Source organism: Thiorhodococcus mannitoliphagus, assembly GCF_010915725.1.
In the GTDB taxonomy this organism is placed as follows: domain Bacteria; phylum Pseudomonadota; class Gammaproteobacteria; order Chromatiales; family Chromatiaceae; genus Thiorhodococcus; species Thiorhodococcus mannitoliphagus.
On sequence record NZ_JAAIJR010000033.1, the window covers coordinates 1 to 25,545 of the forward strand.

Genomic DNA, 25,545 nt, shown 5'->3' on the forward strand with positions numbered 1-25,545 from the left:
TACCCCGGTACCGAGCTGCGCCTCGTGTTTGAGGCGATCCAGTCGCATTGAATTTGGCGCCAAGTCAGGAGTTCTGCATTGTACCGTGGTACAGGTGAGAAAGTGCGGGGCCTTGGGGTCGAGGATGCGGTCGCGGGCCATGGCTTGGGGCGGTTGGGGTTAGGGGCGGTGCCAGGGTCGGGGCTCAGAGGCAACTGGGCGCGGAGCGCCCGCCCGTGCTCCCACGCCGGAGCGTGGGAGCCAGCGCGAAATCGCCTGGGCCGGTCGGACCTCGGGGCGCTATCAGCAAGGCTCTACCAGCCAGTAAGGCTCTACCAGCAGTAGTGGGCCTCAATCATCCCCTTGCCGGCGTCGTAGCGCACCGAACGACAAAGCTGCTCCAGCGACCCGAGTACCTGTCCTAGCGCTTCGCTGTCAGAGGGTGAAGCGGAATGACCCGAAGACCAAGAATCACCAACGCCGCGCCAATGTGCCTGGATGATGAAACAGCCTCCGGAAGGCAGCGGCTCGAATCGGATGAGGATGTTGAGCGGATCAGGCGCGATAGCTCCAGCAGCCAGCGAGGGATCGCTTTGTAAGCCTCGCCCAGGGGCAACGTAGCTCAGATAGAGCTGCCGCAGAATCTCCTCCAGCACCTGGCTCTGGGCCTCGAGGCCGTCGAGCAGACCGAGCGGACCCAGCACCGCCTTCAAGGGGAAGAGGCGCTCGGCCTGCTCAGATCCGAGTTCGACCGACCAGCGCCAACCACCAGGTCGCGCCTGACCGATCTCCAGCTCGGTCGAATCCAGCAGAGCCGGCCCGATGACAAGCTCGAGCAGGGCAACGTCGTCCTCCAGCGCACTGCCCTCGCGGTGACGCTCCCAAGCAGCGAGCAGGCTACCGAAGAGGCGCTCGCCATGCGACCAGGCCTCAAGGTGTTGTCTCAACCTGCCGTCGCCAAAGGTCGCGCCCTTCGAATCGACCGCCTCGAGCACCCCGTCCGAGAGCAACAGCAGACCATCATCGTCCTGAACACTCAAGGCACGCGGCGCATCGCTGGGGGGCAGCTCGGTCAAAACGCCCAGCGGCAAGGCATGGGAAGCAAGTTCCTTCAGCCCGTGGCGGGATCTCAGCCAGCCGCTCGGCATGCCGCCGTTCCACCAGGTGAGTCGCCGCCCGTTTCCTGCGATGCTCACCATGAAGGCCGCCATGAAACGGTCGGCGGGCAATGTGGCATAGAGCTTACGGTTGATCTCCTCGAGAACCTGGAGATCGTCCACACCCTTGATCGCCATGGCATGAAAGGCCTCCGCGACCGGCAGCGCACCGATGGTAGCCCCCAGCCCGTGCCCGGTGATATCGGCCATGAGGATGCGCAGCCCCCCATCAGGAAGGCTCTGCGTCAGCAACAGGTCGCCGTTGAAGGTCGTGGCCGAGCGCCGCATGGAGTTGATGGCCTGGGTCTCGACATTGCGGCTGTTGATGGCGCGACTGAAGACACGCTCCGCCAGACGCTGCTCCTCATGCTCGCGTTCGAGCAGTTCGTGGAGCGGCTCGCTGCTCGCGGACATCGCACGCTGCAGATCCCGGAACCGCTCGGTGATGATGACGCGCGCCTGCAGCAGCTTGAAGCTCAGGGGCTTGGTGAGGAAATCGTCGCCACCCGCCCGGATGCAACCCATGATGGAGGCTGCGTCGGCCAGGGCGGTGAGAAAGATGATGGGCACGAACTCGGCCGCGGACATGGACTTGATGCGTCGACCGACTTCGATGCCGTCCATGCCAGGCAGCACGGCATCCAAGACCGCCAGATCCGGACGCCTGGCGGCGAATTGCTCAAGCGCTTCCACCCCATTGGTGGCAGTGACGACCGCGAAGCCCATGCGCTCGAGCATGCGCCGCAGCAGCCGCAGGTTGGCCAGATCGTCGTCCACGGCCAGCGCCTTGCCACGCCAGCCAGTTTCGGGCTCCGAGGAAGCAGTCGGATCAGCGTCGAGCGGCGGGCCGATGTGCATGGTTGAGAACTGCATCTGGACTCAGGCCCCAGGTCGAGGAGACTTGTTGACGGCATCTATTTGGACCTCGACGCGAGCACGGCAAGACGGTCGAGACCCGGGCCAAGTTACCACCGATAGGTGGCCTTGGCTTGTGAGCCATTTCCCTGAAACTCCAGTGATTCGCAGAGTTCCCGCACCAGAAGGATACCGCGCCCCCATGGACGTGCCGCATCGCGACAATGATCACGGACAGCTTCATGGGAGAAACCCTCGCCCGAGTCGCAGACCCGCACTCGCACACAGCCGCCCTCTCCGCTCGGCTCGAAACGAATCTCGACCAAGATCCAGCCACCGCTCACGTCCTCGATCCGTCGCGCGCGCTCACGATAGAAGGCATCGAATCCCGCGCTCGTGGCCTTGAGCGATGAATCGAGCTTGAGCACCCCATGCTCCAGTGCATTGGAATAGAGTTCGGTGAAGATGATCTCGAGCGCGACCATCTGCTCGCGCACTGCGTTCACCAGCCCCAAGGGTGCAAGCAGTGATGCGAGCGTCGGCTGGGTCTTGAGCCGCTCACCCTCGAGCTTGATCGACAGGTCCCAGCCCGCTCGCGGCCCATGACTCGAGGCGATCAGGCGCTGCGCAAAGAGTGTCGGCTCCATCGGCAGGTCGACGATGGCAATGTCGTCCGCCTGTTCGGTCCCCAAGCTATGGGCGTCCAAGGCATCCAGCAGCGGCGGCAAAGGACTTGTGCCGGGGCGCCACGACTCCAGCACCTGAACAAAGCCAGCGTGCATAAACATCTCGCCTTGGGTGTTGTGCGCCTCGAGCAGTCCATCGGTCATCAGCAGCAGACGGTCACCCTGGCTCACGCGCACGCGCCGCGAGACTTCATCGCAGGATAGATCCGGCAAAATCCCAAGCGGCAGGGCATGGGGTGTCAGCTCCTGCAGCCCGTTAGCGGTCCTGAGCCAACCGCTCGGCATGCCGCCGTTCCACCAGCGCAGCTCAGTGCAACTCGCCGGCACGGTGATCAGAATCGCCGCCATGAAACGCTCTGCGGGCAGAAGCTGATACAGCTTGCGATTGAGCTCGGTCAGGAGGGAGATATCGCTCACCCCCTTGATGGTCATGGCGTGAAAGGCATCGGCGATGGGCAGCGCGGCGACCGCAGCCGCCAGCCCGTGCCCCGTGAAGTCACCAACCATGAGACGCAGGCCGCCGTCAGGAAGATGCTGGGTCAAGACAATGTCGCCGCTGAAGATGGCCGCTGAGCGCTGCATGAGTTCGAGACGATCCATGACAACATTGCGCGCTGTCACCGCGCGGTTGAGCACCCGCTCCGCCAGCTCTTGCTCGACCCGTTCATTCTCGAGCATGTCAGCGATGGTCTGCCTGCGCTCAATGACGCGATGCTGAAGCTCGCACACATGTTCCATGACCCTGATGCGGGCCGCGATCAGGCTAGGCTCGAGAGGCTTGAGCAGGAAGTCATCAGCGCCGGACTCGACGCTGCTCAGCAGCAGATCTTCGTCCTCCCTATGCGCGAGCAGCATGATGGGCAAGAACCGCCCGTCAGAGCGTCGCTTGAGTTCGCGCGTGGCCTCGAGCCCGTCCATTCCAGGCAAGTCCGCGGCAATGAAGAGGATGTCAGGGCGCTGCGACTCAAAGCCCGCGATCGCTTCCTCCGCGCTCCCCACATGGCGGCAAGAACACCCATGGTCGCTCAGCGCCGCGGCGATGAGTGCGGCCTGCGCGGGATCCGGCTCCACCACCAGGGCGGATCTCGGCTTGCGTCCGCGCCGCCCGACCGATGAGCCCGCGGAGCCGTCCGGCCACGCCATGGTCGGAGCTGCCGAAGCCTGCATCAAAGCACCTAGTCGACGGTGAAGAGCTTGTCGAAATTCGCGATCTTAAGGACGCGTGCGACGTCTTCGTTGGCCCCCCGAATGCGCACACGTTTGGGATCCGAGCCGACGAACTCGCGCAGCAACAGCAGCATGCCGAGTGCGGAGCTATCGAGGTAAGAGGCATCCGTCAGATCGACGACGAATTTGGTCGATTTGCCGGTGGCATCCTTGTAGGCATCGCGAAAGACCTTGTGCTGCGAAAAATCGAAACGGCCGTCGACCGAAATGATGACCTGCGACTTCTCCGCATCCGAGCGTGCGGTGACACCCATATGTTGCTCCTCGTGTAGTTGACAATCGAATCCTAGCCCTAAGAGGCTGTCTGAAAAACCTCAAGGGGCGACTTTAGTCGCCCTTGGCACTGGCGGGAGGGCGAATGAATTCGCCCCTACAGCTCGGGCGATTACAATATTCAGACAGCCTCTAAGCCTTGGCACCCTTCAAGAGCGCCTCCGCAATCTTTGGCAGTGGCAGCACCTCGGACGCCGCGCCGCGCTTCACCGCCTCTCCGGGCATCCCCCAAACGACGCTGGTCGCCTCGTCCTGCGCGACCGTATGGACACCGATCTCATGAAGCTCCCGCAAACCCTCGGCCCCGTCAGCGCCCATGCCCGTGAGCAGGGCCGCCGTCGCGTTGGTGCCCGCAGCCCTCACCACCGAGCGAAAGAGCACGTCGACGCTCGGCCGATGTCGATTCACATGCTCGCTCTGACTGAGCCGGCAGACGTACCTGGCACCGTCGCGTGCGAGCTGCAAGTGATAGTCCCCGGGCGCGACATAGGCATGCCCCGCCATGACGCGATCCCCATCCGCAGCCTCTTTTACCACCAGACCGGTCTGACGGTTCATCCGCTCGGCGAAGGCGGCACTAAAGCCCGGCGGGATGTGCTGAGCGATTACCACGCCCGGCGTATCCGGGGGCAGCAGCATCAAGACCTCCTTGATGGCCTCCGTGCCTCCGGTCGAGGCACCGATGGCGATCACGCGATCGGTCGTGCGGAAGCTCTGAATCTTGCGCGGCGGTGGCGCCGTGCTGCCTTGGCCGCCGGGCGGACGGGCCGCCAGGGACGCCGGCGTCTTGACCCGGGCGGCAGCCGCCACGCGGATCTTGGCGACCAGCTCGTCGGCATAGGCCTGAAGGCCATGAATGACATCCAACTCTGGCTTGCGGACGAAATCGACCGCGCCCAGTTCGAGCGCTTGCAGCGTCACTTCGGCGCCCTTTGCGGTGAGCGACGAGACCATGACGACGGGCATCGGCCGCAGCCGCATGAGATTGCGCAGGAAGGTGAGTCCGTCCATGCGCGGCATCTCGACGTCCAATGTCAGTACATCTGGATCCAACGCCTTGATCTTGTCACGGGCAACATAGGGATCCGGCGCCGCGCCCACGACCTCGATCCCTTTGGCCTGTCCCAGAATCTCGGTCAGGAGCTTCCGTACCAAGGCCGAGTCATCGACGATCAGGACACGAATTGGCTTGTTGAGTGACATGTCAGAAGAGTTCGATATCACCTTCGTCCATCGACTGCTGGCTCACCGGTCGGTGGGCCGCCGCGATCAACTCGGTGCGCAGGGTCTCGAGTCGCTGCTTGGCCTGCTCGACATCCTCCGGCGAGCGCAGCTGACCGGAAGGAATGAGCTTGAGATCGGCCACGAACCTGTCCATGAAATCGATGCGCATCTGCGCCTGGGCCAGCACCTGACGGGCGATGTCCTCGAACTGGAGCAGACGTACTGCAGCGCCAACATTGCCCTGAAATCGCTCAGCCACCACGGCCAACTCGGTCAGACCCTCGGATATCGTGGCGTCGAGCCGCTGGACCTGGGAGATCATCTCATCCATAGCCCCCTTGGCGTTGATGGTGGCGCTCATGTCCTGTGAGGCCATCTCGCCAACGATGTTGCGGGTATCCTCGAACACCAGCTGCGCCTGCTCGACCTGCTCGCGAATCTGATCGTTGAATTCATCGGCGTCCTGAGACAGCTTGCGCACCTCTTGTGCAACCACGGCGAAGCCCCGCCCCGCCTCGCCGGCACGGGCCGCCTCGATCGCGGCGTTCAGGGCGAGCAGGTTGGTCTGACGCGCGATCCGCTTGGCGCCGTCGAGCTGATCGAAGATACCATTCATCTGCCCGGAAAGGTCGTCGATCCGGTGCGCCACCTGGATACTATGCTTGCCCATATCGATGAGACGCTCGATATTCTCGTTCAGCAGATTGCCATTCGCCTCGAGAAAGGCGTTGATGTCGACGGATCCGCTCTGCTCCTCGTCCACCGTCGATGAGCGCTGGGTCACGAGCCGCAGGACCAAATCCTGCTGTACCTTGGACTCGTCCGACAGCCCGGTGAAGCTGGCATGGAGATCCTGGCCCGCGTGGCCGACCAGATCCAACGCCTGCACCACGAGCTGACGCAGTTCCTCCATCTGCGGCCCGATGAGCTGATCGGTCTCCACCACGAGATCCCAGAGCTCACGCTCAGTCTGTCCCGCTTGCTCCGACCGCGCCAGTCCAGGCTGCCCCTCGGTCTTGTCCGCATCGGCGGCCTGACCGCGACGCGGGAGCACCAGCCACGCCGGCCAAGCCAGAACCACGACCAGGACCCAGAGCCAGACCGGCAGGACGCCCGGAATCACGAGAGATAGCAGCCAGACCAGCAGGCTGAGCGTCAGCGGCGGCCAGTGCGCCATGATTTTGTACAACATCGCCTCTCCTTCCGAGCCTATTTAGAACCGAGAGCCCAGTCGCCCTCCGACGCGGCGCGTCAAGAGAACAGCTCCACGTCACCCTCAACCTTCGCGCCGCGCAGCGTCTCGCTATAGCTGCGCTCGCGCGCGATGATGGTGTCGTTGTGCATGCTGCGCAGCTTCTTCACCAGGACACGGCCAGTCGACGGAAAAAAATAGACCTTGCGCGGATGGTTCCCCAGCAGGTCCTTGGCGATGACGCTGATCCCCTCGGTGCTCAAGTACTCGCACACGAACTTGGCATTGCGCTCGCCGACCACGTGATTCTTGAACCCAGGCAGCACATTGCCCCCGCCGAAGACCTTGGCTTCGAGGTTCGTGCGGCGCGCGCCCAGCTTGAGCAGCTGATTGATGAGGATCTCCATCGCATAATCGCCGTAGCGCATAGAGCGCCCGAAGCGAGCATCATCGTCGCGCTTGTCGTCTGGAAGCATGAAATGGTTGATGCCGCCAATCCCGCTGACACGATCCCGAATACAGGCGGCGACGCAGGAGCCCAGTACGGTGACCATCAGCATCTCACGCTTGGAGACATAATATTCCCCAGGCAGGATCTTGACCGCGTCCGTTTCGAAATGGCGATCGTAGTAGAGATTGGGTGCCAATACTTCTTCGAATGCGTGGTCCATCGCGCTCTAGATCTCATTTAGCCGCAACGGGGGCGTAGACGGTCTTGCCGCGCAGCCTGAATAGATCGGCCGCATGGGTCAGGCTCTCCGAGTGCCCCACGAAGAGCAGACCCTCCTCACGCAGCAGCGGATGAAAGTGCGCCAACAGCTTGTACTGCGTCGGCTTATCGAAATAGATGAGCACGTTGCGGCAAAAGATGGCGTCGAAGCGACCACGCATCGGCCAATCCCCGTCGAGCAGGTTCAGTGGATGGAAGCTCACCAGCGCCCGCAACTCGGGCCGCACCCGCACCATGCCGGCCTTGTCTCCCTTGCCGCGCTGAAAGAAGCGCTTACGCACCTCCTGGGGAAGCTTCTCGATCCGCTCGATCGGATAGATGCCCTTGTGGGCCTGCGTGAGCACATTGGTATCCAGATCCGTCGCCAGGATCTTGACCGGCGGCGTCCAGGTCCCGAAGGCGTCGACCGCAGTCATGGCCATGGAATAGGGCTCCTCACCCGTGGAGCAGGCGGACGACCACAGGGTGACGGGGTTTTGCCCCTTGCCTTTCGCCTCGAGCAAGCGCTCGGCCAGGACCGGAAAGTGATGCTCTTCACGAAAGAAGGAGGTCAGATTGGTGGTCAGCGAATTGGTGAAGTGCTGCCACTCCTCCGGGTTCTCATCGAGAAAGCTCAGATACCCCTGGAAGGTGTTCAGTCCGGTGGCCCGTAAACGGCGCGCGATCCGGCTGTAGACCATGTCCACTTTGCCATCACTGAGCGAGATGCCGGCATGCTCGTAGATGAGCGCCCGGATCTGCTTGAAATCCGCAGGGGTGAAGTGGAACTCGCGCTCGCGTGTAGCTGATTCAGACGACAAATAACACCTTCCTATCGTTGCGGTCGATCCCTTCGCGAGTAAGCATGCCTTCGCGACGAACCCGTTCGGGCCTGGTTGGGTCAGGCACCATTGCCATCGACGCCCCTGCCCGGGAACGCTAGAACTCCTCCCACTCGTCTTCCGTGCCCTGCAACTGCGCCGGCACCACCACGGCCGCCTTGCGCACCGCCGTTACCCGGCGGCCGGCAGAGCCCCGCGGCGTGCTGACGGCCTGAGGCGAACGCGGCTCGCGCGCCGACGTTGGCGGTTTCGGCGCCGTCTCGAGCGACGCCGCGCCGGCGGCCTGGTCGACGTTGAAGGCCCTCACGACCCGTGCCAATTGTTGGGACTGCTCTTCCAGGGATTCGGCGGCAGCCGCCGCTTCCTCAACCAGTGAAGCGTTCTGTTGAGTTACGTCGTCCATCTGGATGATGGCCTGATTCACCTGCTCGATCCCCGAGGTCTGCTCATCCGAAGCAGCCGAGATCTCGGCGATGAGGTCTGAGACCCGCTTCACCTGGCTGACGATCTCCCCCATGCTCTCGCCCGCCTCGCGCACCAGCTTGCTGCCGGCTAAGATGGCCGCTTCGTCTTCCTGGATGAGTGCCTTGATCTCCTTCGCCGCGGCGGCGGAGCGCTGCGCCAAGCTGCGTACCTCAGCGGCGACCACGGCGAATCCACGACCCTGCTCGCCGGCCCGCGCGGCCTCGACCGCGGCGTTCAGCGCCAGGATGTTGGTCTGGAAGGCGATGCCGTCGATGACGGAGATGATATTGCTGATCTTCTCCGCGCTCTCGGTAATGGCTTGCATGGAGTTCACCGCCTCATTGACGCGCTCCCCGCCCTGGGTTGCGGCGTCACGCGCACCGCTGGCGAGCAGATTCGCCTGGCGGGCATTGTCGGCGTTCTGTTTCACCGTGGAGGTGAGTTCTTCCATGCTTGAGGCCGTCTCTTCCAAGCTGGATGCCTGCTCCTCGGTACGCTGGGAGAGATCCGAGTTACCGGAGGCGATCTCCCGCGCTGCGGTGTTGATGGTGCCGGCGGACTCCTGGATCTGGCCGATCAGTTCCTTGAGCCTGCCGAGCGTGGCATTGACTCCGGACGTGGTTTCGCCGAAAAGTCCCGGATACTCCTTAGTGATGGACTGAGTCAGATCGCCATCGCCCATCGCCTTGACGACGCGGATCACGTCTTTGAGACCCACATCGGTGGTATCGGAGAGTTCATTGAGAAGTTGGGCGATGTCTTTGCCGAAGCCCTGCTTGCCGGCGACCTCCAGCCTCATGCTGAAATCGCCGCGACCAGCGGCGTCCACGAGTCGGCGGATCTCGGTCACCACCTCGGTCAATGCCGCCACGGTGCCATTGACCCCGATCTTCATCTGGTCAAAGCTCCCCGGATAATCGCGGGTGATGGATTGCGATAGATCGCCGACAGCCAGGGCGTTGGCAACCCGGGTGGCATCATTGAGACCGACCTCGGTCGTCTCGACCAGGTGATTGAGTTCCGAGCCGATCTTCCTGCCAAACCCTTGCTTGTCACTGAGGTCGATGCGTTGACTGAAGTCCCCATTGGTCGAGGCATGGACCACCTCGGCAATCTCACCGACCAGACGCACCAGACTCTCTTGCATCTGCTTGAGCGCGGCCAGGAGACTCGTCGTATCGCCTGACGCAAGCGCAATGTCCTCGCTCAGGTCACCCTGCGCGATTTTCTTCAAGCTAGCCGCCGCATCCAGGGGCTCGCCGCCCAATTGCGTTAGGATGCTTCGCGCCACCAAGAAGCCAATCAGCGCCACGACCACCAGAATCAAGAATGAAATCAAGCCATAACGAATGGCCTCCTTGGCGACGACCTTATCAACATCGTCGATATAGACACCAGTGCCAAGGATCCACTGCCACTCGGGAATACCGACGACATAGGCCAGCTTTGGCTCGGACTTGGTTTGACCGGGGCGAGGATAGACATAGTCGATGTAACCCTCCCCTGCCTTGCCTTTTTCGACAATCGCGTCCCACAGCTTGAAGCCTGCGGCGTCTGTCTTACCCAGGAAGCCCTTCCCCTCGTAGTCTGGGTTTGCCGACACCACTGCGCGCCCCTCGAAGTCAAAAACGAAGAAATAGTCCGCACCACTAAAGCGCAGAGGACGCAATGCATCTTTGGCTTGACGCTGGGCTTCTTCTCGAGAAAGTACCTTTTCGTTTTCCAGCGTCTGATAGGTTGCGACCACTCCCGCAGCAACCTCAACCAAATCACTGAGCCGCTCACGGTGCGCGGCGAGCGCATCGCTCTTGATGCTCATCAGCGTATAGCCTGCAATCAGAGCCAAGCCGATCAGAACGGTGACACCAGCGGTTGCTAGCCTGGTACTGACGCGCATGCGATTGAATGAAATCATTCCCGATCCTTCATAAATAATTGTTCAACCAAAGACCTTGCGTCACCGGAACGACAAGACCGATAGGGGAGACCCTTGCCTATTCAGCAAATGAGCAAGCCGTCACGCCGCCGCGTTCTGAGCCTGATCGACGAGCCCCATCTCACCGCTCGTCATCAGCTTTTCAATGTCCACCATAATGACCATCCGCTCTTCGAGCGTAGCAAGACCATTGATGTAGTCGGTATCAAGAACGGCGCCGAACTCAGGCGCCGGACTGATCTTATTGTTGCTGAGTGCAATCACGTCCGAGACGCCATCCACCACCATGCCAATCACACGTCCGGCGATATTGAGGATGATGACGACCGTGAATTGGTTGTACTCGACCTGCCCCAAGTTGAACTTGAGCCGCATGTCGATGATCGGGACGATCACCCCACGCATGTTGATCACGCCCTTGATGAACTCGGGCGAGTTAGCAATCTTGGTCACGGCGTCGTAGCCGCGAATTTCCTGCACCTTGAGGATGTCGATCCCATACTCTTCGTCGCCGAGATTGAAGGTCAGGTACTCCCGTGAGTCCTCGCTCATGGTCGCGCCCCCCTCCTTGCTCAATTCGTTCATCTGCTGCTCTCCGGTAGATTTGAGTGCGTCTGCTTCTATGCCGGCTCAGGCCGCCTTGCGGTTGAGGCGGACCAAGGCGTCCACGTCTAGGATCAGGGCGACCCGGCCGTCGCCCATGATGGTGGCGCCCGAGACGCCCTCGACCTTGCGGTAGTTGGTCTCCAGGCTCTTGATGACGACCTGATGCTGAGCGACCAGCTCCTCGACGAGCAGGGCGGCGCGGCCCTCATTGGTGTCGACGATGACCAGGATGCCGTCTTCGTAGGGAATCTTCTCGCCGCCGTCGTTGAAGACATCCTGCAGGACGACCAAGGGCAAATACTCCCCGCTGACCTGCACCACCTGGCCGCGCCCCGCCACGGACTTGAACTGCTCCGGCCGCGGCTGGATGGATTCCTGAATGGCCGTCAGCGGCAGGATGAACATCTCCTCTCCCATGCGCACCGAGAGTCCGTCCAGGATCGCCAGGGTCAGGGGTAGACGAATGGTGATCCGCGTGCCCTGTCCCGGGGTGGAATCGATGTCGACCCGACCGTTCATCTCCTCGATGTTCCGCCGCACGACGTCCATGCCGACACCGCGCCCAGAGATGTCCGTCACCTTCTCGGCGGTCGAGAAGCCGGGGTGGAAAATGAGATGCCACACATCCTTGTCGGACGGATTCTCCGGCATGGCGATGCCCTGCTTCTCGGCCTTGGCGAGGATCTTCTCGCGATTGAGGCCGCCCCCGTCGTCCGTGATCTCGACCACGACACTGCCGCCGCGATGGCTCGCCTTGAGCACGATCTCGCCGCTCTCGGGCTTGCCCGCCTCGAGACGCTGCTCTGGGAGTTCAATGCCGTGGTCGATGCTGTTGCGCACCAGGTGATTGAGCGGATCCGCCAGACGCTCAATGAGCCCCTTGTCCAGCTCGGTGTCCTCGCCGATCAGCTTGAGCGAGACCTTCTTGCCCAGGGTCGCTGCGGTGTCTCGCACCACGCGCGGGAAACGGTTGAAGACGAAGCTGATCGGCATCATGCGGATCGACATCACCGCTTGCTGCAGATCGCGCGAGTTGCGCTCCAGGTTGGAGAGCCCGTCGAAGATGCGTTCGAAGACCGTGGAATCCAGTTCCGAGGCGGACTCGGCCAGCATCGCATGGGTGATCACCAACTCACCGACCAGGTTGATGAGTTCGTCGACCTTCTCGACGCTGACGCGGATAGAGGACTCGCCGGACGCCGGGCGTTTGGCGGCAGCCGCCTGCGACGGCTTAGCTGCGCTGCTCGGGACAGGGCGCATGGGCTGGCTTGGCGCCGCTGGCTCGGCATTGGTTGATGCCTGCTTGGGCGCCCCGGGAGCGGTGTCGAAGAAGCCAAAGCCCTGAGTCTCCTCAGCGCGGTCGCGGTCCGCGACGGAGGCGACCTCCTGCATGCCTGGACTGCCGCCGAAGAGCCCGAACCCATCACCCTCTTGGTCGACGGCCTGATCCGCGCCGGGTGCGCCGGCAAAGAAGCCGAAGCCATCGTCCTCATCGACCAGGTGCGCTGCCGCCTCGGCCTGATCCAGACCAGGCGCGCCGGCAAAAAACCCGAAGCCGTCGCCTTCATCGACCTCGGATGGCGTCGCCGTCTGCTCCGTGCCAGGCGCGCCGTCGAAGAAGCCGAAGGAGTCATCTTCATCGGCGTCGCAGGACCCCGGCTCAAAGGGCGCCTCTCCGTCCGTCTGGGGCAACAGCTCGACCCCATCCGCATCGCAGAGGAAGGCCATGATGTCCCTGATCGCAGCGGCGTCGCTGTCCGTGAGCAGTTGCCAGTGACAGAGATCTGGTCCGTCTTCCCGCACCCTTTCGATGGAGCCGAGCCCCGCGAGTCCATCGAAGAGCGCACTCAGCGCCTGCGCCTTCGTGCAGCCCACCTCGCTCGGGTTGAAGCGCACCTGCCAAAGCGTCGATGCCTGCTGGACCTCGTCCACGTCGCCGCTGGTCGCGATCTCTGGTGCGGCCAGTTCGGCAAGGCGCTGGCACACCTCGTCGGCGCGCGGGTCTTCGTACTCGGTCCCCGCCTGATGAGCGCCGAGCTGCTCGCGGATGATGTCGCCGGCCTGAAGAAAGGTATCGACCATCTCGACCGTGACGTCGAGTTCCTGCTTGCGCAGTCGGTCCAGCAGCGTCTCTAGAACATGCGTCACTTCGGCCATGTCGTTGAAGCCAAAGGTGGCCGCGCCTCCCTTGATGGAGTGCGCAGAACGGAAGATGGCGTTCAGGGTCTCGAGGTCCGGGGCCTCGACGTCCAGCTCCAAGAGCAGTCCTTCCATGGCAGCCAAGTGCTCCGCCGCCTCTTCGAAGAACACTTGATAGAACTGGCTTAGATCGATGCTCATTCCAAGGCCTCTCGTCTTTGACTCTGCGGCTGGCTCAGCCGATGACCTTGCGGACGACGTCCAAGAGCTTCTGCGGGTCGAACGGCTTGACCAGCCAGCCAGTCGCGCCGGCGGCGCGTCCCTGGGTCTTCATGGCATCGCTGGACTCGGTGGTGAGCATGAGGATGGGAACCGTCTTGTACTGCGGCATGGCACGCAGCTGCTTGATGAGCGTCAGCCCGTCCATGCGCGGCATGTTCTGGTCGGTGAAGATGAGGTTGAAGCTCCCGGAGCGGGCCTTGTCGAGCCCGTCCTGCCCGTCAACCGCTTCCGACACCGAGTAGCCCGCACCTTTCAAGGTGAAGGTGACCATCTGGCGAATGGACGGAGAGTCGTCCACTGTGAGAATCGTCTTAGCCATGGCATGCGCCCTGAAGATTACTGTGGTTCTGAATTCGAGAGGCGACCCGGTGAGGCCCCATCCCATTCCTGTCGATACACATCGCCCGACCTCTCGCCGGCCTTGCCCGAGCCGAGGCGAGGCCCGCCCCTTTTATACACCGCTCATCTTGACTGCACCGCTCATCGCCACCCAGTCGACGGCTAATCCCCCCGCACTTATAGTTCCGGAGTTGGTGCGCGACAACGCGCCCTAGGGAACAATTTCCATTTCATTGAACCTGATCACATCTAGGGATGTGGAGCCTGCTCGGTTTCGAGCCTCACCAAGCTCTGCAAGAGCGGCGACCAACCATCGCCCCCTCATCGCTCCAAGGGCGTGAGTGTCTCCGATGCAGCGACTGCGTTGTGTGAACTGCATCGCCCAACGCAGACCCCACCGCCAGCCGGAGCGCGCAATCACAAAGTCTTTGACCCATCCCCAATTGCCGGGGGGCGTTGGTCGTAAAGCCGGCCATCGCGACGGCATCACCTCGTAACGGTATCACCTCGTAACGGCATCACCTTGTAGAGGATGCAACGCGCAGCGGTTCCACCTTCGGCGTCGCGCTTGGCATCGCTGGCCGATCGCCCTGCAGCCGCGCCGATGCTATGCGAAAATCCAGTTCCTTTTCGATGACCTGAGGCCCTATCCAGACAATGCATTCGGAGGCACCGACCCAGCTCCATTCGCCGCTCGATCCACCGCTGCCGCAACGCCCTGGCGAGCGACTGCTCTGGGGGCGCCTCTACGGCTCCGGCGCCGCCCTCGCCATCGCTGGCGCGGCCCGGCGGCATTCCGGGTTGATCCTGGCGCTCACCCAAGACGTTCAGGCCGCCACCAATTTGAGGGCCGAGCTGGCCTTCTTCTTGGCAGGGACGGACCTCCAGATCCTCGGCTTTCCGGATTGGGAGACGCTGCCCTATGACGTCTTCTCGCCGCTGCCCGAGCTGGTCTCGGAGCGGTTGCTGACGCTGCATCGGCTGCCCCAGGTGCAGCGCGGCGTCCTGGTCGTGCCGGTTCCGACCCTCATGCAGCGCCTGCCGCCGCGCGAGTACGTCGACGGGCACTCCCTGGTGCTCAAAGTTGGTGAGCGCCTTGATCTGGATCTGACTCGACAACGTCTGGAGCGCGCCGGCTATTCCTGTGTCTCCCAAGTCATCGGTCATGGCGAGTTCGCGGTGCGCGGCTCCCTGCTGGACGTCTTCCCCATGGGCAGTCAGGTGCCGCTGCGGATCGACCTCATGGACGACGAGGTCGATACCATCCGCACCTTCGATCCGGACACACAGCGCTCCAGCGAAAAGATCGACCAGATCCGCCTGCTCCCCGCTCGCGAGTTTCCCCTCGACGAGGACGCCGTCGCCGGTTTCCGGCAGCGCTACCGGGCGGCGCTCGAAGGCGATCCCAAAGGCAGTTTCATCTACCGCGAGGTCTCGAACGGCAACGCGCCCGGGGGCGTCGAATACTATCTGCCACTCTTCTTCGCGGAGACGGCGACCCTGTTCGACTATCTGCCAGAAGATGCCCTGGTGCTAGAGCCGGCAGACTGTCGCGAGACCGGCAAGTCCTTCTACCAAGGGGTGCAGCAGCGCTACGAGCAGCGGCGCCATGACCTGGAACGCCCGCTGCTCGCTCCAGAGCGGCTCTACTTGATGCCTGACCAACTCGCGGGCGCACTCAATCGGCACGCCGGCATCCTCTACCAGTCGCCCGAGATCCCCGAGCGCAGGCGCGGCTACGCGGGTGTCGCCAACTTCGCGACCACGACCCTCCCGCCACTCGCCGTGCAGGCGCGTGCGGCCGAGCCGGCCCAGGCGCTCAAGGGCTTTCTGGACAGGCCAGGACTACGGGTGCTGTTCGGCGCAGAGAGTACCGGCCGCCGCGAGATGCTCGCCGAGCACCTTCAGGGATTCGGTATCCAGGCGCGCCAGGTTCCGGGCTGGCAAGCCTTCCTCGAGGGTGATCAGCGCCTCGGCTTGACCGTGGCCCCGATCGAGCAAGGACTGCTGCTCGAGCAGGCCGGCATCGCCATCGTCACCGAGACCCAGCTCTATGGCGAGCGCGTGCGCCAGGAGCGGCGCCGAAAGGCCCGCGAGCGCGACAGCGACGCCATCGTCCGCAACCTCACGGAGCTGACCGAAGGGGCACCCGTGGTGCATGAAGACCATGGGGTCGGACGCTACCTCGGGCTGCAAACGCTCGCGGTCGGCGGCATGATCGCCGAGTTCCTGGCCCTGGAGTACGCCAAGGGGGACAAGCTCTATGTCCCGGTCAGCTCGCTGCATCTGATCTCGCGCTACACCGGCGCCTCGCCCGAGAGCGCACCGCTGCACCGCCTCGGCGGCGATCAATGGGACCGGGTCAAACGCAAGGCCGCGCAGAAGGCCCATGACGTCGCCGCCGAATTGCTGGACATCTACGCCCGCCGCGCAGCACGTCAGGGCGTGGCCTTTCCGAAGCATGGGGATGAGTACGCCGCCTTCGCCGCAGCCTTCGCGTTCGAGGAGACGCCGGATCAGTTGCGCGCCATCGAGTCCGTGCTGGATGACATGGCCGACCCCAAGCCCATGGACCGCGTGGTCTGCGGCGACGTCGGCTTCGGCAAGACCGAGGTCGCCATGCGCGCCGCCTTCATGGCCGTCAATGGCGGACGCCAGGTCGCCGTGCTGGTGCCAACCACCCTGCTGGCCGAGCAGCACTTCGAGAACTTCTCCGACCGCTTCGCCGACTGGCCCGTCCGGGTGGAGAGCCTGTCGCGCTTTCGCACCACCAAAGAGCAGAAAAAGATCCTGGAAGGGCTCGAGGCCGGCACCGTCGACATCGTCGTCGGCACCCACAAGCTGCTGCAGCCCAGCATCCGGTTCAAGAACCTGGGGCTGGCCATCATCGACGAGGAGCACCGCTTCGGCGTCCGTCACAAGGAGCAGCTGAAGAACCTGCGCAGCGAGGTCGACATCCTCACCCTGACCGCCACACCCATCCCGCGGACGCTCAACATGGCCATGTCCGGCCTGCGCGACCTCTCCATCATCGCCACGCCGCCGGTCGAGCGTCACCCCATCAAGACCTTCGTCAGTGCCTGGAACGACGCGCTGCTCCAAGAGGCCGTGTTGCGCGAGCTCAAGCGCGGCGGTCAGGTCTACTTCCTCCACAACGAGGTCGAGACCATCGAGAACCAGGCGCAAAAGCTGGAGGCGCTGATCCCGGAGGCCCGCGTCCAGGTCGCCCACGGCCAGATGCGCGAGCGCGACCTGGAGCGCGTCATGCGCGACTTCTACCACCAGCGTTTCAACCTGCTGATCTGCACCACCATCATCGAAAGCGGCATCGACGTCCCCAGCGCCAACACCATCATCATCAACCGCGCCGACAAGCTCGGCCTCGCCCAGCTCCACCAGCTGCGCGGGCGGGTCGGGCGCTCGCACCACCGCGCCTACGCCTACCTCATCACGCCCCCGGCCAAGGCGATGACGGCGGACGCCAAGAAGCGGCTGGAGGCGATCGAGTCCATGGAAGACCTGGGCGCCGGCTTCACCCTGGCGACGCACGACCTGGAGATCCGCGGTGCCGGCGAGCTGCTCGGCGACGATCAATCCGGCCAGATCACCGAGATCGGCTTCACCCTCTACATGGAGCTGCTCGAACGCGCCGTCGACGCCCTCAAGGCCGGCCGCACGCCGGAGCTGGACCGCCCGCTCGACCACGGCGCCGAGATCGACCTCGGCATCCCCGCCCTGCTGCCGAGCGACTACCTGCCCGACGTCCACGCCCGTCTGGTCATGTACAAACGCATCGCCAGCGCCGCCGACCGGGACGCCCTGCGCGAGGTCCAGGTGGAGATGATCGACCGTTTCGGCACCCTGCCAGATCCAGCCAAGAACCTGATCGACATCACCGAACTCAAGCTCAAGGTCCAGCCCTGGGGCATTCGCAAGATCGAAGCGGGCCCGGGCAGCGGACGCATCCACTTCACCGATTCGCCCAAGATCGACCCCGCCAACCTCATCCGACTGGTCCAGACCAAGCCCAAGGAATTCAAGCTGGATGGCGCGGACAAGCTGAAGTTCTTCCGCGAGATGGCGGAGCCGGAGCAGCGGCTGCGGCAGATCAGAACCGTCGTCGAGCAATTGACGGGCTGACCGGAGCAGCGCAGGAATGTCGACCGACAAAGGTGGGAGCGCCGCCCCGGCGCGACGGATGCCGCTCCGAACAACCGATCGCGGCGGGGCGCCGCTCCCACGGCCGATGACGGATCGGTAGCTCGGATGGGCAAAGTCCGCGCTCCAAGCGCGAATGCCACCTCGGCGCTGGATGGACGCAGTGATGTCAACCGGCCCGAACGCGGGGCAGGTTCGCGGTCCCGTGCAAGTCTCCTTCTCCCCCTCGCTCGATCCGATCCTACCCATGGATGCCTCCATCACGCGGATGGCTGTCGCCGACAATGACATCAAGGGCGCCAATATTGGGTCAGCGGAATTTCGTGCATGGGAAGAGCGGCAACCCGCGGATGAACTCCGCACCATGGGCCGCAAGGCCCTGATCCCCTACGGCCTCTATGCCTGCAAGGGCTTCGTCTCGGCCCATCTCGCCCAAGGCACCGGCTTTTCCGACGCGGATCTCGCCCACCTTTGGGAGGCGCTGCTCGGCATGTGGGACCACGACCGCTCCGCCTCCAAGGGCGTCATGTCCTGCCGTGGACTCTATGTCTTCAAACACGTCGGCACTGACAGCGATGCCACCCAGCGGGTCCGGCAAGCCATGCTCGGCTGCGCCCCGGCCCACCGATTGCTGGATTTCTCCCAGCCTGGCCGCGAGCAGGTGAATGCCATCATCGAGATCGAGCGTCGAGCGGATTTGCAAGGCTCGCCGCGCACCTTCGCCGACTATGTGGTCAAGGTCTATCCAGAGCGTCTGCCCGCCGGGGTGGAATTGCTGGTCGATGGGAGAACCCCTGCTGCAACTCCGGTTTAACGCGGCACGCCGATTCCCAGGCGTCAGGAGACCCGCACCTCGATCGTGCGGCCCAGAACACGCGCGGCGGCCTCGATCTGATCGAAGCGCGAGGCGTGTTTGAGATCGAACAGCCGATCCACCTGCGGCAGGTGCCAGCCTAGGCGTCGCGCCAGTTCGGCCTTGCGGATGCCCTGCTCGGTCATGGCCTGGTAGACGCCGAGCTTGGCGCATTCCAGGGCCGATGGGCGCACGGTCGGACGCCCGGCCGCCGCAGAGGGGACAGGCAATGGACGGCGCGTCTCGACATAGAACGAGAGCGCGGTTTCCAGCGCATCGACGGCATAGAGCAGGGCTTCGTCTTCATCCTCGCCCTGCGTGATGGCCTCGGGAACGTCCGCGAAGATCACGACAAAGCCGCCCTCGGGCTGGGCTTCGAGAATGACGGGGTAATCGAACATGGCTTCAATCTCCTTTCAATCCGAGTTGCTTCTTGATGGCTTCGACCGTGCCGGTTTTCAGCTCGGCATGGTGCATCGGCATCACGGACTGGCGACCGTTCAGGAAAATTTTCAGGTGCGATCCTTTCCCGGTCTGAAAGGTCGCGCCCTGTTTGGCGAGCCAGCGCTTGAATTCCTTCGAGTTCATGGCGCATGGATCTAAACACTACTGTTGTGTTTGTCAATGCCTTGCGAGATCCACCGAGGATGCAATGACCCACGAAGCCATCAACCTTTCCGCCCTGAACCAATACGCCTACTGTCCTCGGCGGTGCGGGTTGATCTATCTGGAAGGCGAGTTCGACCAGAACGTCCACACCGCTCGCGGCAATGCGGAGCATGAGCGGGTCGATTGCGCCGCGCATTTAGCGGGCAAGGATGGCGCGCGCCTGGACTATGCATTGCCGGTCTGGAGCCAAGCTGCGGGGCTCATCGGCAAGTGCGATGTCGTCGAGCACTGGCCGGACGGCACCCTGTTTCCGGTCGAGTACAAGCACGGTCCGAGGCGAAAATGGCTGAATGACGACCTGCAGCTGACCGCCCAGGCGATCTGCCTAGAAGAAATGTTCGGCCGCCCCGTCCCCGCCGGCGCCATCTATCACGCCTCCAGCCGTCGCCGCCGGGAGGTGACATTCACCCCAGAGCTGCGCGCCCTGGTCGCGCAAACCGCCGAGGCGATCCGCGCCATGCTGACCTCCGGCCGCCTGCCCCCGCCCGTGAACGATCAGCGCTGCCGCGAATGCTCCCTCAAGGATCTCTGCCAACCGGAGGCCATCGCCGCGCGGACGAAACAGCGCGCGCTGCGCGACACCCTCTTCGACCCGAACGGCGCCATGGATTAGCGACCATGCAGACCATCCAGAACACCCTCTACGTCATGACCCCCAACGCCTATGCCCACCTGGACAACGCCACCGTGCGCATTGATGTGGAGCGGGAGACCAAGCTGCGGGTACCCCTGCACCACATCGGCACCCTGGTCTGCTTCGGCAACGTCCTGATCTCCCCGGCGCTCATGCATCGGCTGGCGGACGAGGGGAAATCGCTGGTCCTGCTCGACAACTCCGGCCGCTTCAAGGCGCGGCTGGAGGGGCCTGTCTCGGGCAACATCCTGCTGCGTCAGGCCCAGCACCAGGCTGCCAGCGCTGGCGCGGTCACGCTGGAGCACGCCCGCGCCATGATCGCCGGCAAGCTCAGGAACAGCCGCTCGGTCCTGCAGCGCGGTGCACGGGAGGCAAGCGACGCGGCGGAGGCAAGCACCCTCGGCAAGACCGCCGACGCCCTCGCCGCCTCGCTGCGCGCCGCCCGCGACGCGACTCGTCGCCCCCCGCTGGACCGCTTCAACGCGCTCATCTCCTTTTTGTACGCCATGCTGATGAACGACTGCCGCTCCGCCATCGAGACCGTTGGGCTGGATCCTCAGCTCGGTTTCCTGCACGCCGTGCGGCCGGGACGCGCCGCGCTCGCCCTAGACCTGCAGGAGGAATTCCGCTCCATCCTCGCCGACCGGCTGTCGCTGACGCTCATCAATCGCGGACAGGTCGGCGCCGCCGACTTCGACGCACGCGAGGGCGGCGCCGTGATGCTCAACGACAGCGGCCGCCGCGCCGTCGTCACCGCCTGGCAGGCGCGCAAGCAGGAGGAAGTGACCCATCCGCTCCTGGAGAGCAAGGTCCCGCTCGGGCTCCTGCCCTTCGTCCAGGCCCGTTTTCTGGCGCGCACCCTGCGCGGCGACATGGAAGGCTATCTGCCCTTCCTCGCCAAATAGGCGCCGAACCATCACCAGTCACCAGGGATCATCGCCCCATGCTGATCATCGCCACCTACGATGTCTCCACGGAAACCCCCGAAGGTCGCCGGCGCCTGCGCCGCGTCGCCAAGGTCTGCGAGCGCGTCGGCCAACGGGTGCAGAAATCCGTCTTCGAATGCGAGATCGACCAGATGCAGTTCGAGGCACTGGAGCGCGAACTCCTGGCCGAGATCGACCTGGAGAAAGACAACCTGTGCTTCTACCGCATCACCGAACCGCGCGGGATGCGCGTCAAACAGCATGGCGTGTTCCGCTCGATCGATTTCGACGGCCCCCTGCTGGTATGACGCGCGAACCCCAAGTGACGGCGAAATCCCGGGAGGTTCGCGCCGCACCCAAGTCATTGATTCCTTTAAGCAGCGATCAGCAAATCCAGCCGCTTCCGCACCCTCCGGGTTGCGTACGCGGAGCGGTTCGCGCAACATCGCCCTGCAGCGTTTCTGAATCAATCGGTTACAGCGGCGCTGCATCGCCCGGCCAACTGGCCGGGCGCGGATCGAAACGCCCCTGGGGTCATTGCAGTCCTTGAAGTCCTTAACCATCGCCGGCCTCAATCATCCTTTGGCCCAAGCACAAGACCGATGGGAGCAGGTGCCCAAGGCAAGGAAAATTCTCAGCGAGGTTTCTGACAGTCGCCGCAGATGCCGTAGACGACGAGTGAATGGTCTTCGATCTTGAAATTGTTCTCGGCCGCGATCTTGGCCTGACGCTTCTCGATGATAGAATCAACGAACTCGACGATGCTCCCGCACTTGATGCACACCAAGTGGTCGTGGTGCTCGCCGCTGTTGAGTTCGAAGACGGATTGTCCGCCCTCGAAGTGGCGTCGGCAGACGAGCCCGGCACCCTCGAACTGAGTGAGGACGCGATAGACCGTGGCGAGACCGATCTCCTGATCTTGGCTAAGAAGCTCTTTGTAGACGTCCTCAGCGCTCATGTGGCGCTTGCCACAGGTCTCCAGAATCCCCAGGATCTTGACTCGAGGTGCTGTGACCTTGAGTCCTGCAGCTTTGATCTGCTGGTTCTCCAATTGGCTCTCCCCGTCTTGTTGTGTTTCTGCCACTCACCGCTGAAATCGGCGTGGATCCTCTGCTTTCCCCCTACAACCCGGGGGCAGCGCTGCTGTATGATGCGGCGGTTTATCGCAAACTACTTGCCAGATCAAGATGCGAAAGATTTTCAGTTTTACCATCATCGCCTGCCTAGCGGCCATCAGCATTGGCTGTGCGCGGGATAAGAAGCCTGATGAATATAAGAGTTCGGTGCTCGAAGACCTCCCCTTCGTCTACAAGATGACGGTACAACAGGGCAATATCATCACGGAGGAGATGGTGGATAGCCTGGAGCTGGGCATGACCAAGCGCCAGGTGGAGTTCGTGCTCGGCACGCCTTTGCTCACCGATTTCTTCCATACCAACCGCTGGGACTACGTCTACACCATCAGGCGCGGCCACCAGAAGATGGAACAACGCGATCTGACCCTCTATTTCCAGGATGACGTGCTGGCGCGGATGGCGGGCGATATCCGGCCCGATGCGAATCGGGCCGAGGAGCGCGAGCAGAAAGAGATTCTGGTCACCGTACCTGATTATGATCAGCGTAAAGGGGTGCTGAGCAGGGGCCTCAAGGCTGTTGGACTGGAGCCCAAGGACTGAGCAGGCGCCTAGTGCTGGCTAAAGCCGCTTGCGCCATTGTCCGAATCGGGAGTCTGCGGGATTTTCCGACGATCGCCTTGGGCCCGCCTAAGGCGAACTCCGGAAATGACCTTACCCAAAAGGCGCGGGGCGGTAGGATGGGCAAAGTCCGTACTCGGGGCTTGAGCGTCACCTCGGCGCTGGACGGACGTGCCCATCCTGCAAAGAAAGCGCTCATCAATTGTTTCCCGATGCGAAGGATCCCGCCCGAAATCCCCCCTGGCCCCCCTTTGCGAAAGGGGGGAAGTTGTTGATGGCGACTTTCAAAGCGCTGAGCTGGGATGATGGGCACGCCCCGCGCCCCTCGGCACGCCGAAAGAAGCGCATCGCCAGGGCTTTGCCCATCCTACGGGATCGGAACTACGGGTATGTTGTTTCCCGGAAATCACCTAAGTCCCTTGACTGGACCCAGCAGCACGCCGCTTGCGGGCCTCTTTGGGGTCTGCGATCAAGGGCCGATAGATCTCGACGCGATCACCGTCGTGCAGTTCCTGATCCGGCTTGACGAGCTTGCCGAAGATGCCGATCTTGTTGGTCGCCAAGTCGATCTCCGGAAACTGCCCCAGGATTCCGGATTGCTTGATGGCCTCTTCGGCGCCCGTGCCAGTGCGCGCTTCCAAATTCCTTAGCGCCTGGCCTTCCGGACCCACGTAGGCGACCGAGACCTGGATGTAGTCAATCACCGTGGACCTCGTCCGCGCGCTTGCAGAAGGCATCCACCAGGGTGTTGGCGATCTGATTGAAGACGCCGCCAAAGGCCTTGTCGATCAGGCGCCCCGAGAACTCGAACTCCAGCTCCAGTTCGACCTTGGACGCGTCCTCGCGCAAAGGCGTAAAGCGCCAGGCACCGACCAGCTTGCGGAAGGGACCGTCCAGCAGGTCGATGTTCATCAGCCTGTCCCGCTCGAATTCATTGCAGGTACTGAAGGTCTGGTGGATACCCATGCGTTGCACCTCGATCTGACCGCAGATCTTCTTGTCGGTCTCCGAGATGACCCGTGAGTTGCTGCACCAGGGCAGAAATTTTGGATAGGAGCCCACGTCGTAGACGAGGTCGAACATCTGCGATGCCGAGTGCTGCACCAGTGCGCTTTTCTTAACAATTGCCACAGTAGATCCGAAACTTCTTCTGCATGACGTCCCCGCGGCGGTCCCTCTTGACGCTGCCGCCATGAATGCCTGGCGCAGGCTGTCGCGCTTTGGCTTCAAAGGCCCGGAACGTCTTCGAGCTGCTGCGTTTTCAAGCCCCGCGCCAATCAATGCCTGCAAGACATGGTGTCAGCGTTTCCTTGGGGTTTTGGCCGAGCCGCTGCCTGCGTTCGGGGTTAGAGGACCGGCTTGCGCTCAGGCACTGATCTGCTCGCGCACTACGCCGGCAAGATGCTCTGCGAACCGAGTGACTTCTTGCTGGTCACTGCCTTCGACCATGACCCTCACCAAAGGCTCCGTCCCCGAAGCCCGCAGCAGAACCCGGCCGCGGTCGCCAAGCTCGCGCTCCACGGTCAGTACGGCATCCTGCACCGCAGGCAGACCCACGATGTCGCGCCGCTGGTCGAGACGCACATTGATGAGAATCTGAGGATAGCGCTCTACTTCCGCGCTCAGCTCGTCGAGAGAGGTGTCCAAGCGTTTGATGGCGGCGAGGACCTGGAGCGCGGAGACGATCCCGTCGCCGGTCGTGGTCCGATCGCGGCAGATGATGTGTCCCGAAGGCTCGCCGCCGAGAATGCCGTCCGAGCCCTTTAGGCGCTCCATGATGTAGCGGTCGCCGACATTGGTGCGCACGAAGCCAATCTCGAGACGCTGAAGCGCATGCTCGAAGCCGAGGTTGCTCATGAGCGTGCCCACGACCTCGCCACGCATGGCCCCGGCAATCAAGCGTGACTTTGCGATCACGTAGAGCAACTGGTCGCCGTCGACCAGATTGCCCTTGGAGTCGGACATGAGGACCCGATCACCATCTCCGTCGAAGGCGATGCCGAGATCCGCCCCCTGGTCGATCACCGCCTGGCACAGCGCCTCGGGCTTGGTCGACCCCACACCGCGATTGATGTTGAATCCGTCCGGCTCGGTGCCGACGCGGACCACGGTCGCACCCAACTCCTCGAGGACGCAGGGCGCAGTGTTGTAGGTCGCACCGTTGGCACAGTCGACAACAAGCTTGAGATCGCGGAAGTTCATGGTCGACGGGATGGTGCTCTTGCAGAATTCGATGTAGCGCCCGTTGGCGTCATCGACCCGCTTGGCCTTGCCCAGCTTGCTGGAATCCACCGTCTTGATGGGCTTTTCCAGCTCCGCCTCGATGGCTAGCTCGACCTCGTCCGGAAGCTTGTCACCGTCGGCGGAGAAGAACTTGATGCCGTTGTCTTGATAGGGGTTGTGCGACGCCGTGATGACGATGCCGGCATTTGCCCGAAAGGTACGCGTCAGGTAGGCGACTCCGGGCGTCGTCATGGGCCCAAGTAAGCGAATGTCGACTCCGGCGGCGGCCAGCCCGGCCTCGAGCGCCGACTCGAACATGTAGCCGGAGATGCGCGTGTCCTTACCGATGAGGACCTTCCCACTGCCCTTGCCGAGCACTCGGCCAGCCGCCCAGCCGAGTTTGAGCACGAAATCGGGCGTGATACAGCCCTCACCCACGGTTCCACGGATCCCGTCCGTTCCGAAGTAGTGCCGCAT

23 protein-coding genes are annotated in these 25,545 nt (G+C 63.1%); 6 read left to right on the forward strand and 17 right to left on the reverse strand.

The features are described from left to right. Positions 1-311: 311 nt before the first annotated feature. From G3480_RS09995 to G3480_RS10045, 11 genes are all read right to left on the reverse strand, one after another. Entirely contained in the window at positions 312-2,009 is a 1,698-nt protein-coding gene (locus G3480_RS09995) for a fused response regulator/phosphatase (protein ID WP_164653745.1), read from the reverse strand. Positions 2,010-2,101: 92 nt separating this feature from the next. Then, positions 2,102-3,844, reverse strand: coding sequence for an ATP-binding SpoIIE family protein phosphatase (locus G3480_RS10000; RefSeq protein WP_164653746.1), 1,743 nt, complete (start codon positions 3,842-3,844; stop codon positions 2,102-2,104). A gap of 8 nt (positions 3,845-3,852) precedes the next feature. After that, positions 3,853-4,158 carry an STAS domain-containing protein gene (locus G3480_RS10005; RefSeq protein ID WP_164653747.1) on the reverse strand — a complete coding sequence of 102 codons (306 nt, stop codon included), beginning with the start codon at positions 4,156-4,158 and terminating at the stop codon, positions 3,853-3,855. Positions 4,159-4,309: 151 nt separating this feature from the next. Next, complete coding sequence (locus G3480_RS10010; RefSeq protein ID WP_164653748.1) at positions 4,310-5,380, reverse strand: protein-glutamate methylesterase/protein-glutamine glutaminase; 1,071 nt, start codon at positions 5,378-5,380, stop codon at positions 4,310-4,312. 1 nt (position 5,381) lies between these two features. Then, positions 5,382-6,593, reverse strand: coding sequence for a methyl-accepting chemotaxis protein (locus G3480_RS10015; RefSeq protein ID WP_164653749.1), 1,212 nt, complete (start codon positions 6,591-6,593; stop codon positions 5,382-5,384). 59 nt (positions 6,594-6,652) lie between these two features. After that, positions 6,653-7,264, reverse strand: coding sequence for a chemoreceptor glutamine deamidase CheD (cheD, locus tag G3480_RS10020; RefSeq protein WP_164653750.1), 612 nt, complete (start codon positions 7,262-7,264; stop codon positions 6,653-6,655). A 13-nt stretch (positions 7,265-7,277) separates the two neighbouring features. After that, positions 7,278-8,123, reverse strand: coding sequence for a CheR family methyltransferase (locus G3480_RS10025; RefSeq protein WP_164653751.1), 846 nt, complete (start codon positions 8,121-8,123; stop codon positions 7,278-7,280). Positions 8,124-8,241: 118 nt separating this feature from the next. Continuing rightward, positions 8,242-10,524: a methyl-accepting chemotaxis protein gene (locus tag G3480_RS10030; RefSeq protein ID WP_164653752.1), complete on the reverse strand. Its 2,283-nt coding sequence runs from the start codon at positions 10,522-10,524 to the stop codon at positions 8,242-8,244. Between the two features lie 102 nt (positions 10,525-10,626). After that, positions 10,627-11,130, reverse strand: coding sequence for a chemotaxis protein CheW (locus G3480_RS10035; protein ID WP_164653753.1), 504 nt, complete (start codon positions 11,128-11,130; stop codon positions 10,627-10,629). 45 nt (positions 11,131-11,175) lie between these two features. Continuing rightward, positions 11,176-13,491: a chemotaxis protein CheW gene (locus G3480_RS10040; RefSeq protein WP_164653754.1), complete on the reverse strand. Its 2,316-nt coding sequence runs from the start codon at positions 13,489-13,491 to the stop codon at positions 11,176-11,178. Between the two features lie 34 nt (positions 13,492-13,525). After that, positions 13,526-13,891: a response regulator gene (locus G3480_RS10045; RefSeq protein WP_164653755.1), complete on the reverse strand. Its 366-nt coding sequence runs from the start codon at positions 13,889-13,891 to the stop codon at positions 13,526-13,528. A 677-nt stretch (positions 13,892-14,568) separates the two neighbouring features. On the opposite strand from G3480_RS10045, the gene mfd reads away from it, so the two are divergent. Together mfd and G3480_RS10055 are read left to right on the forward strand one after the other, a co-directional pair. Then, positions 14,569-18,051, forward strand: coding sequence for a transcription-repair coupling factor (gene mfd, locus G3480_RS10050; RefSeq protein ID WP_164653756.1), 3,483 nt, complete (start codon positions 14,569-14,571; stop codon positions 18,049-18,051). Positions 18,052-18,235: 184 nt separating this feature from the next. Then, positions 18,236-18,883 carry a type I CRISPR-associated protein Cas7 gene (locus tag G3480_RS10055; RefSeq protein ID WP_240905733.1) on the forward strand — a complete coding sequence of 216 codons (648 nt, stop codon included), beginning with the start codon at positions 18,236-18,238 and terminating at the stop codon, positions 18,881-18,883. A 23-nt stretch (positions 18,884-18,906) separates the two neighbouring features. On the opposite strand, the gene G3480_RS10060 is transcribed toward G3480_RS10055, so the two are convergent. Both G3480_RS10060 and G3480_RS10065 read right to left on the reverse strand, forming a co-directional pair. Next, positions 18,907-19,323: a type II toxin-antitoxin system HicB family antitoxin gene (locus G3480_RS10060; RefSeq protein WP_164653758.1), complete on the reverse strand. Its 417-nt coding sequence runs from the start codon at positions 19,321-19,323 to the stop codon at positions 18,907-18,909. A gap of 4 nt (positions 19,324-19,327) precedes the next feature. Then, positions 19,328-19,510: a type II toxin-antitoxin system HicA family toxin gene (locus G3480_RS10065; protein WP_164653759.1), complete on the reverse strand. Its 183-nt coding sequence runs from the start codon at positions 19,508-19,510 to the stop codon at positions 19,328-19,330. 64 nt (positions 19,511-19,574) lie between these two features. Between G3480_RS10065 and cas4 the strand changes: the two genes are divergently transcribed. From cas4 to cas2, 3 genes are read left to right on the forward strand one after another with little or no spacing between them, the layout of a single operon-like run. Then, the gene (gene cas4 / locus G3480_RS10070; RefSeq protein WP_164653760.1) at positions 19,575-20,204 is read left to right on the forward strand and encodes a CRISPR-associated protein Cas4; all 630 of its coding nucleotides are present in this window, start codon (positions 19,575-19,577) and stop codon (positions 20,202-20,204) included. A 5-nt stretch (positions 20,205-20,209) separates the two neighbouring features. Further along, on the forward strand, positions 20,210-21,130 hold the full coding sequence (cas1, locus tag G3480_RS10075) for a CRISPR-associated endonuclease Cas1 (protein WP_164653761.1): 921 nt from the start codon (positions 20,210-20,212) through the stop codon (positions 21,128-21,130). Between the two features lie 38 nt (positions 21,131-21,168). Continuing rightward, positions 21,169-21,459 carry a CRISPR-associated endonuclease Cas2 gene (gene cas2 / locus G3480_RS10080; protein ID WP_164653762.1) on the forward strand — a complete coding sequence of 97 codons (291 nt, stop codon included), beginning with the start codon at positions 21,169-21,171 and terminating at the stop codon, positions 21,457-21,459. 326 nt (positions 21,460-21,785) lie between these two features. Here the strand turns inward: cas2 and fur are convergent, their stop codons facing one another. Then, a complete protein-coding gene (gene fur / locus G3480_RS10085; RefSeq protein WP_164653785.1) occupies positions 21,786-22,202 on the reverse strand; it encodes a ferric iron uptake transcriptional regulator in 417 nt (138 codons plus the stop codon). A 136-nt stretch (positions 22,203-22,338) separates the two neighbouring features. Between fur and G3480_RS10090 the strand changes: the two genes are divergently transcribed. Beyond that, positions 22,339-22,827, forward strand: a complete 489-nt coding sequence (locus tag G3480_RS10090) for an outer membrane protein assembly factor BamE (RefSeq protein ID WP_164653763.1) — start codon at positions 22,339-22,341, stop codon at positions 22,825-22,827. Between the two features lie 428 nt (positions 22,828-23,255). Here the strand turns inward: G3480_RS10090 and G3480_RS10095 are convergent, their stop codons facing one another. The 3 genes from G3480_RS10095 to glmM all read right to left on the reverse strand — a co-directional run bounded on the left by G3480_RS10095 (position 23,256) and on the right by glmM (position 25,545). Beyond that, on the reverse strand, positions 23,256-23,549 hold the full coding sequence (locus G3480_RS10095; protein WP_164653764.1) for an RnfH family protein: 294 nt from the start codon (positions 23,547-23,549) through the stop codon (positions 23,256-23,258). Then, a complete protein-coding gene (locus G3480_RS10100) occupies positions 23,542-23,976 on the reverse strand; it encodes an SRPBCC family protein (RefSeq protein ID WP_164653765.1) in 435 nt (144 codons plus the stop codon). The genes G3480_RS10095 and G3480_RS10100 overlap by 8 nt, the downstream gene beginning before the upstream one ends. 234 nt (positions 23,977-24,210) lie before the next feature. Next, positions 24,211-25,545 (reverse strand): phosphoglucosamine mutase, encoded by a 1,335-nt coding sequence (gene glmM, locus G3480_RS10105; protein WP_164653766.1) that lies wholly within the window; start codon positions 25,543-25,545, stop codon positions 24,211-24,213.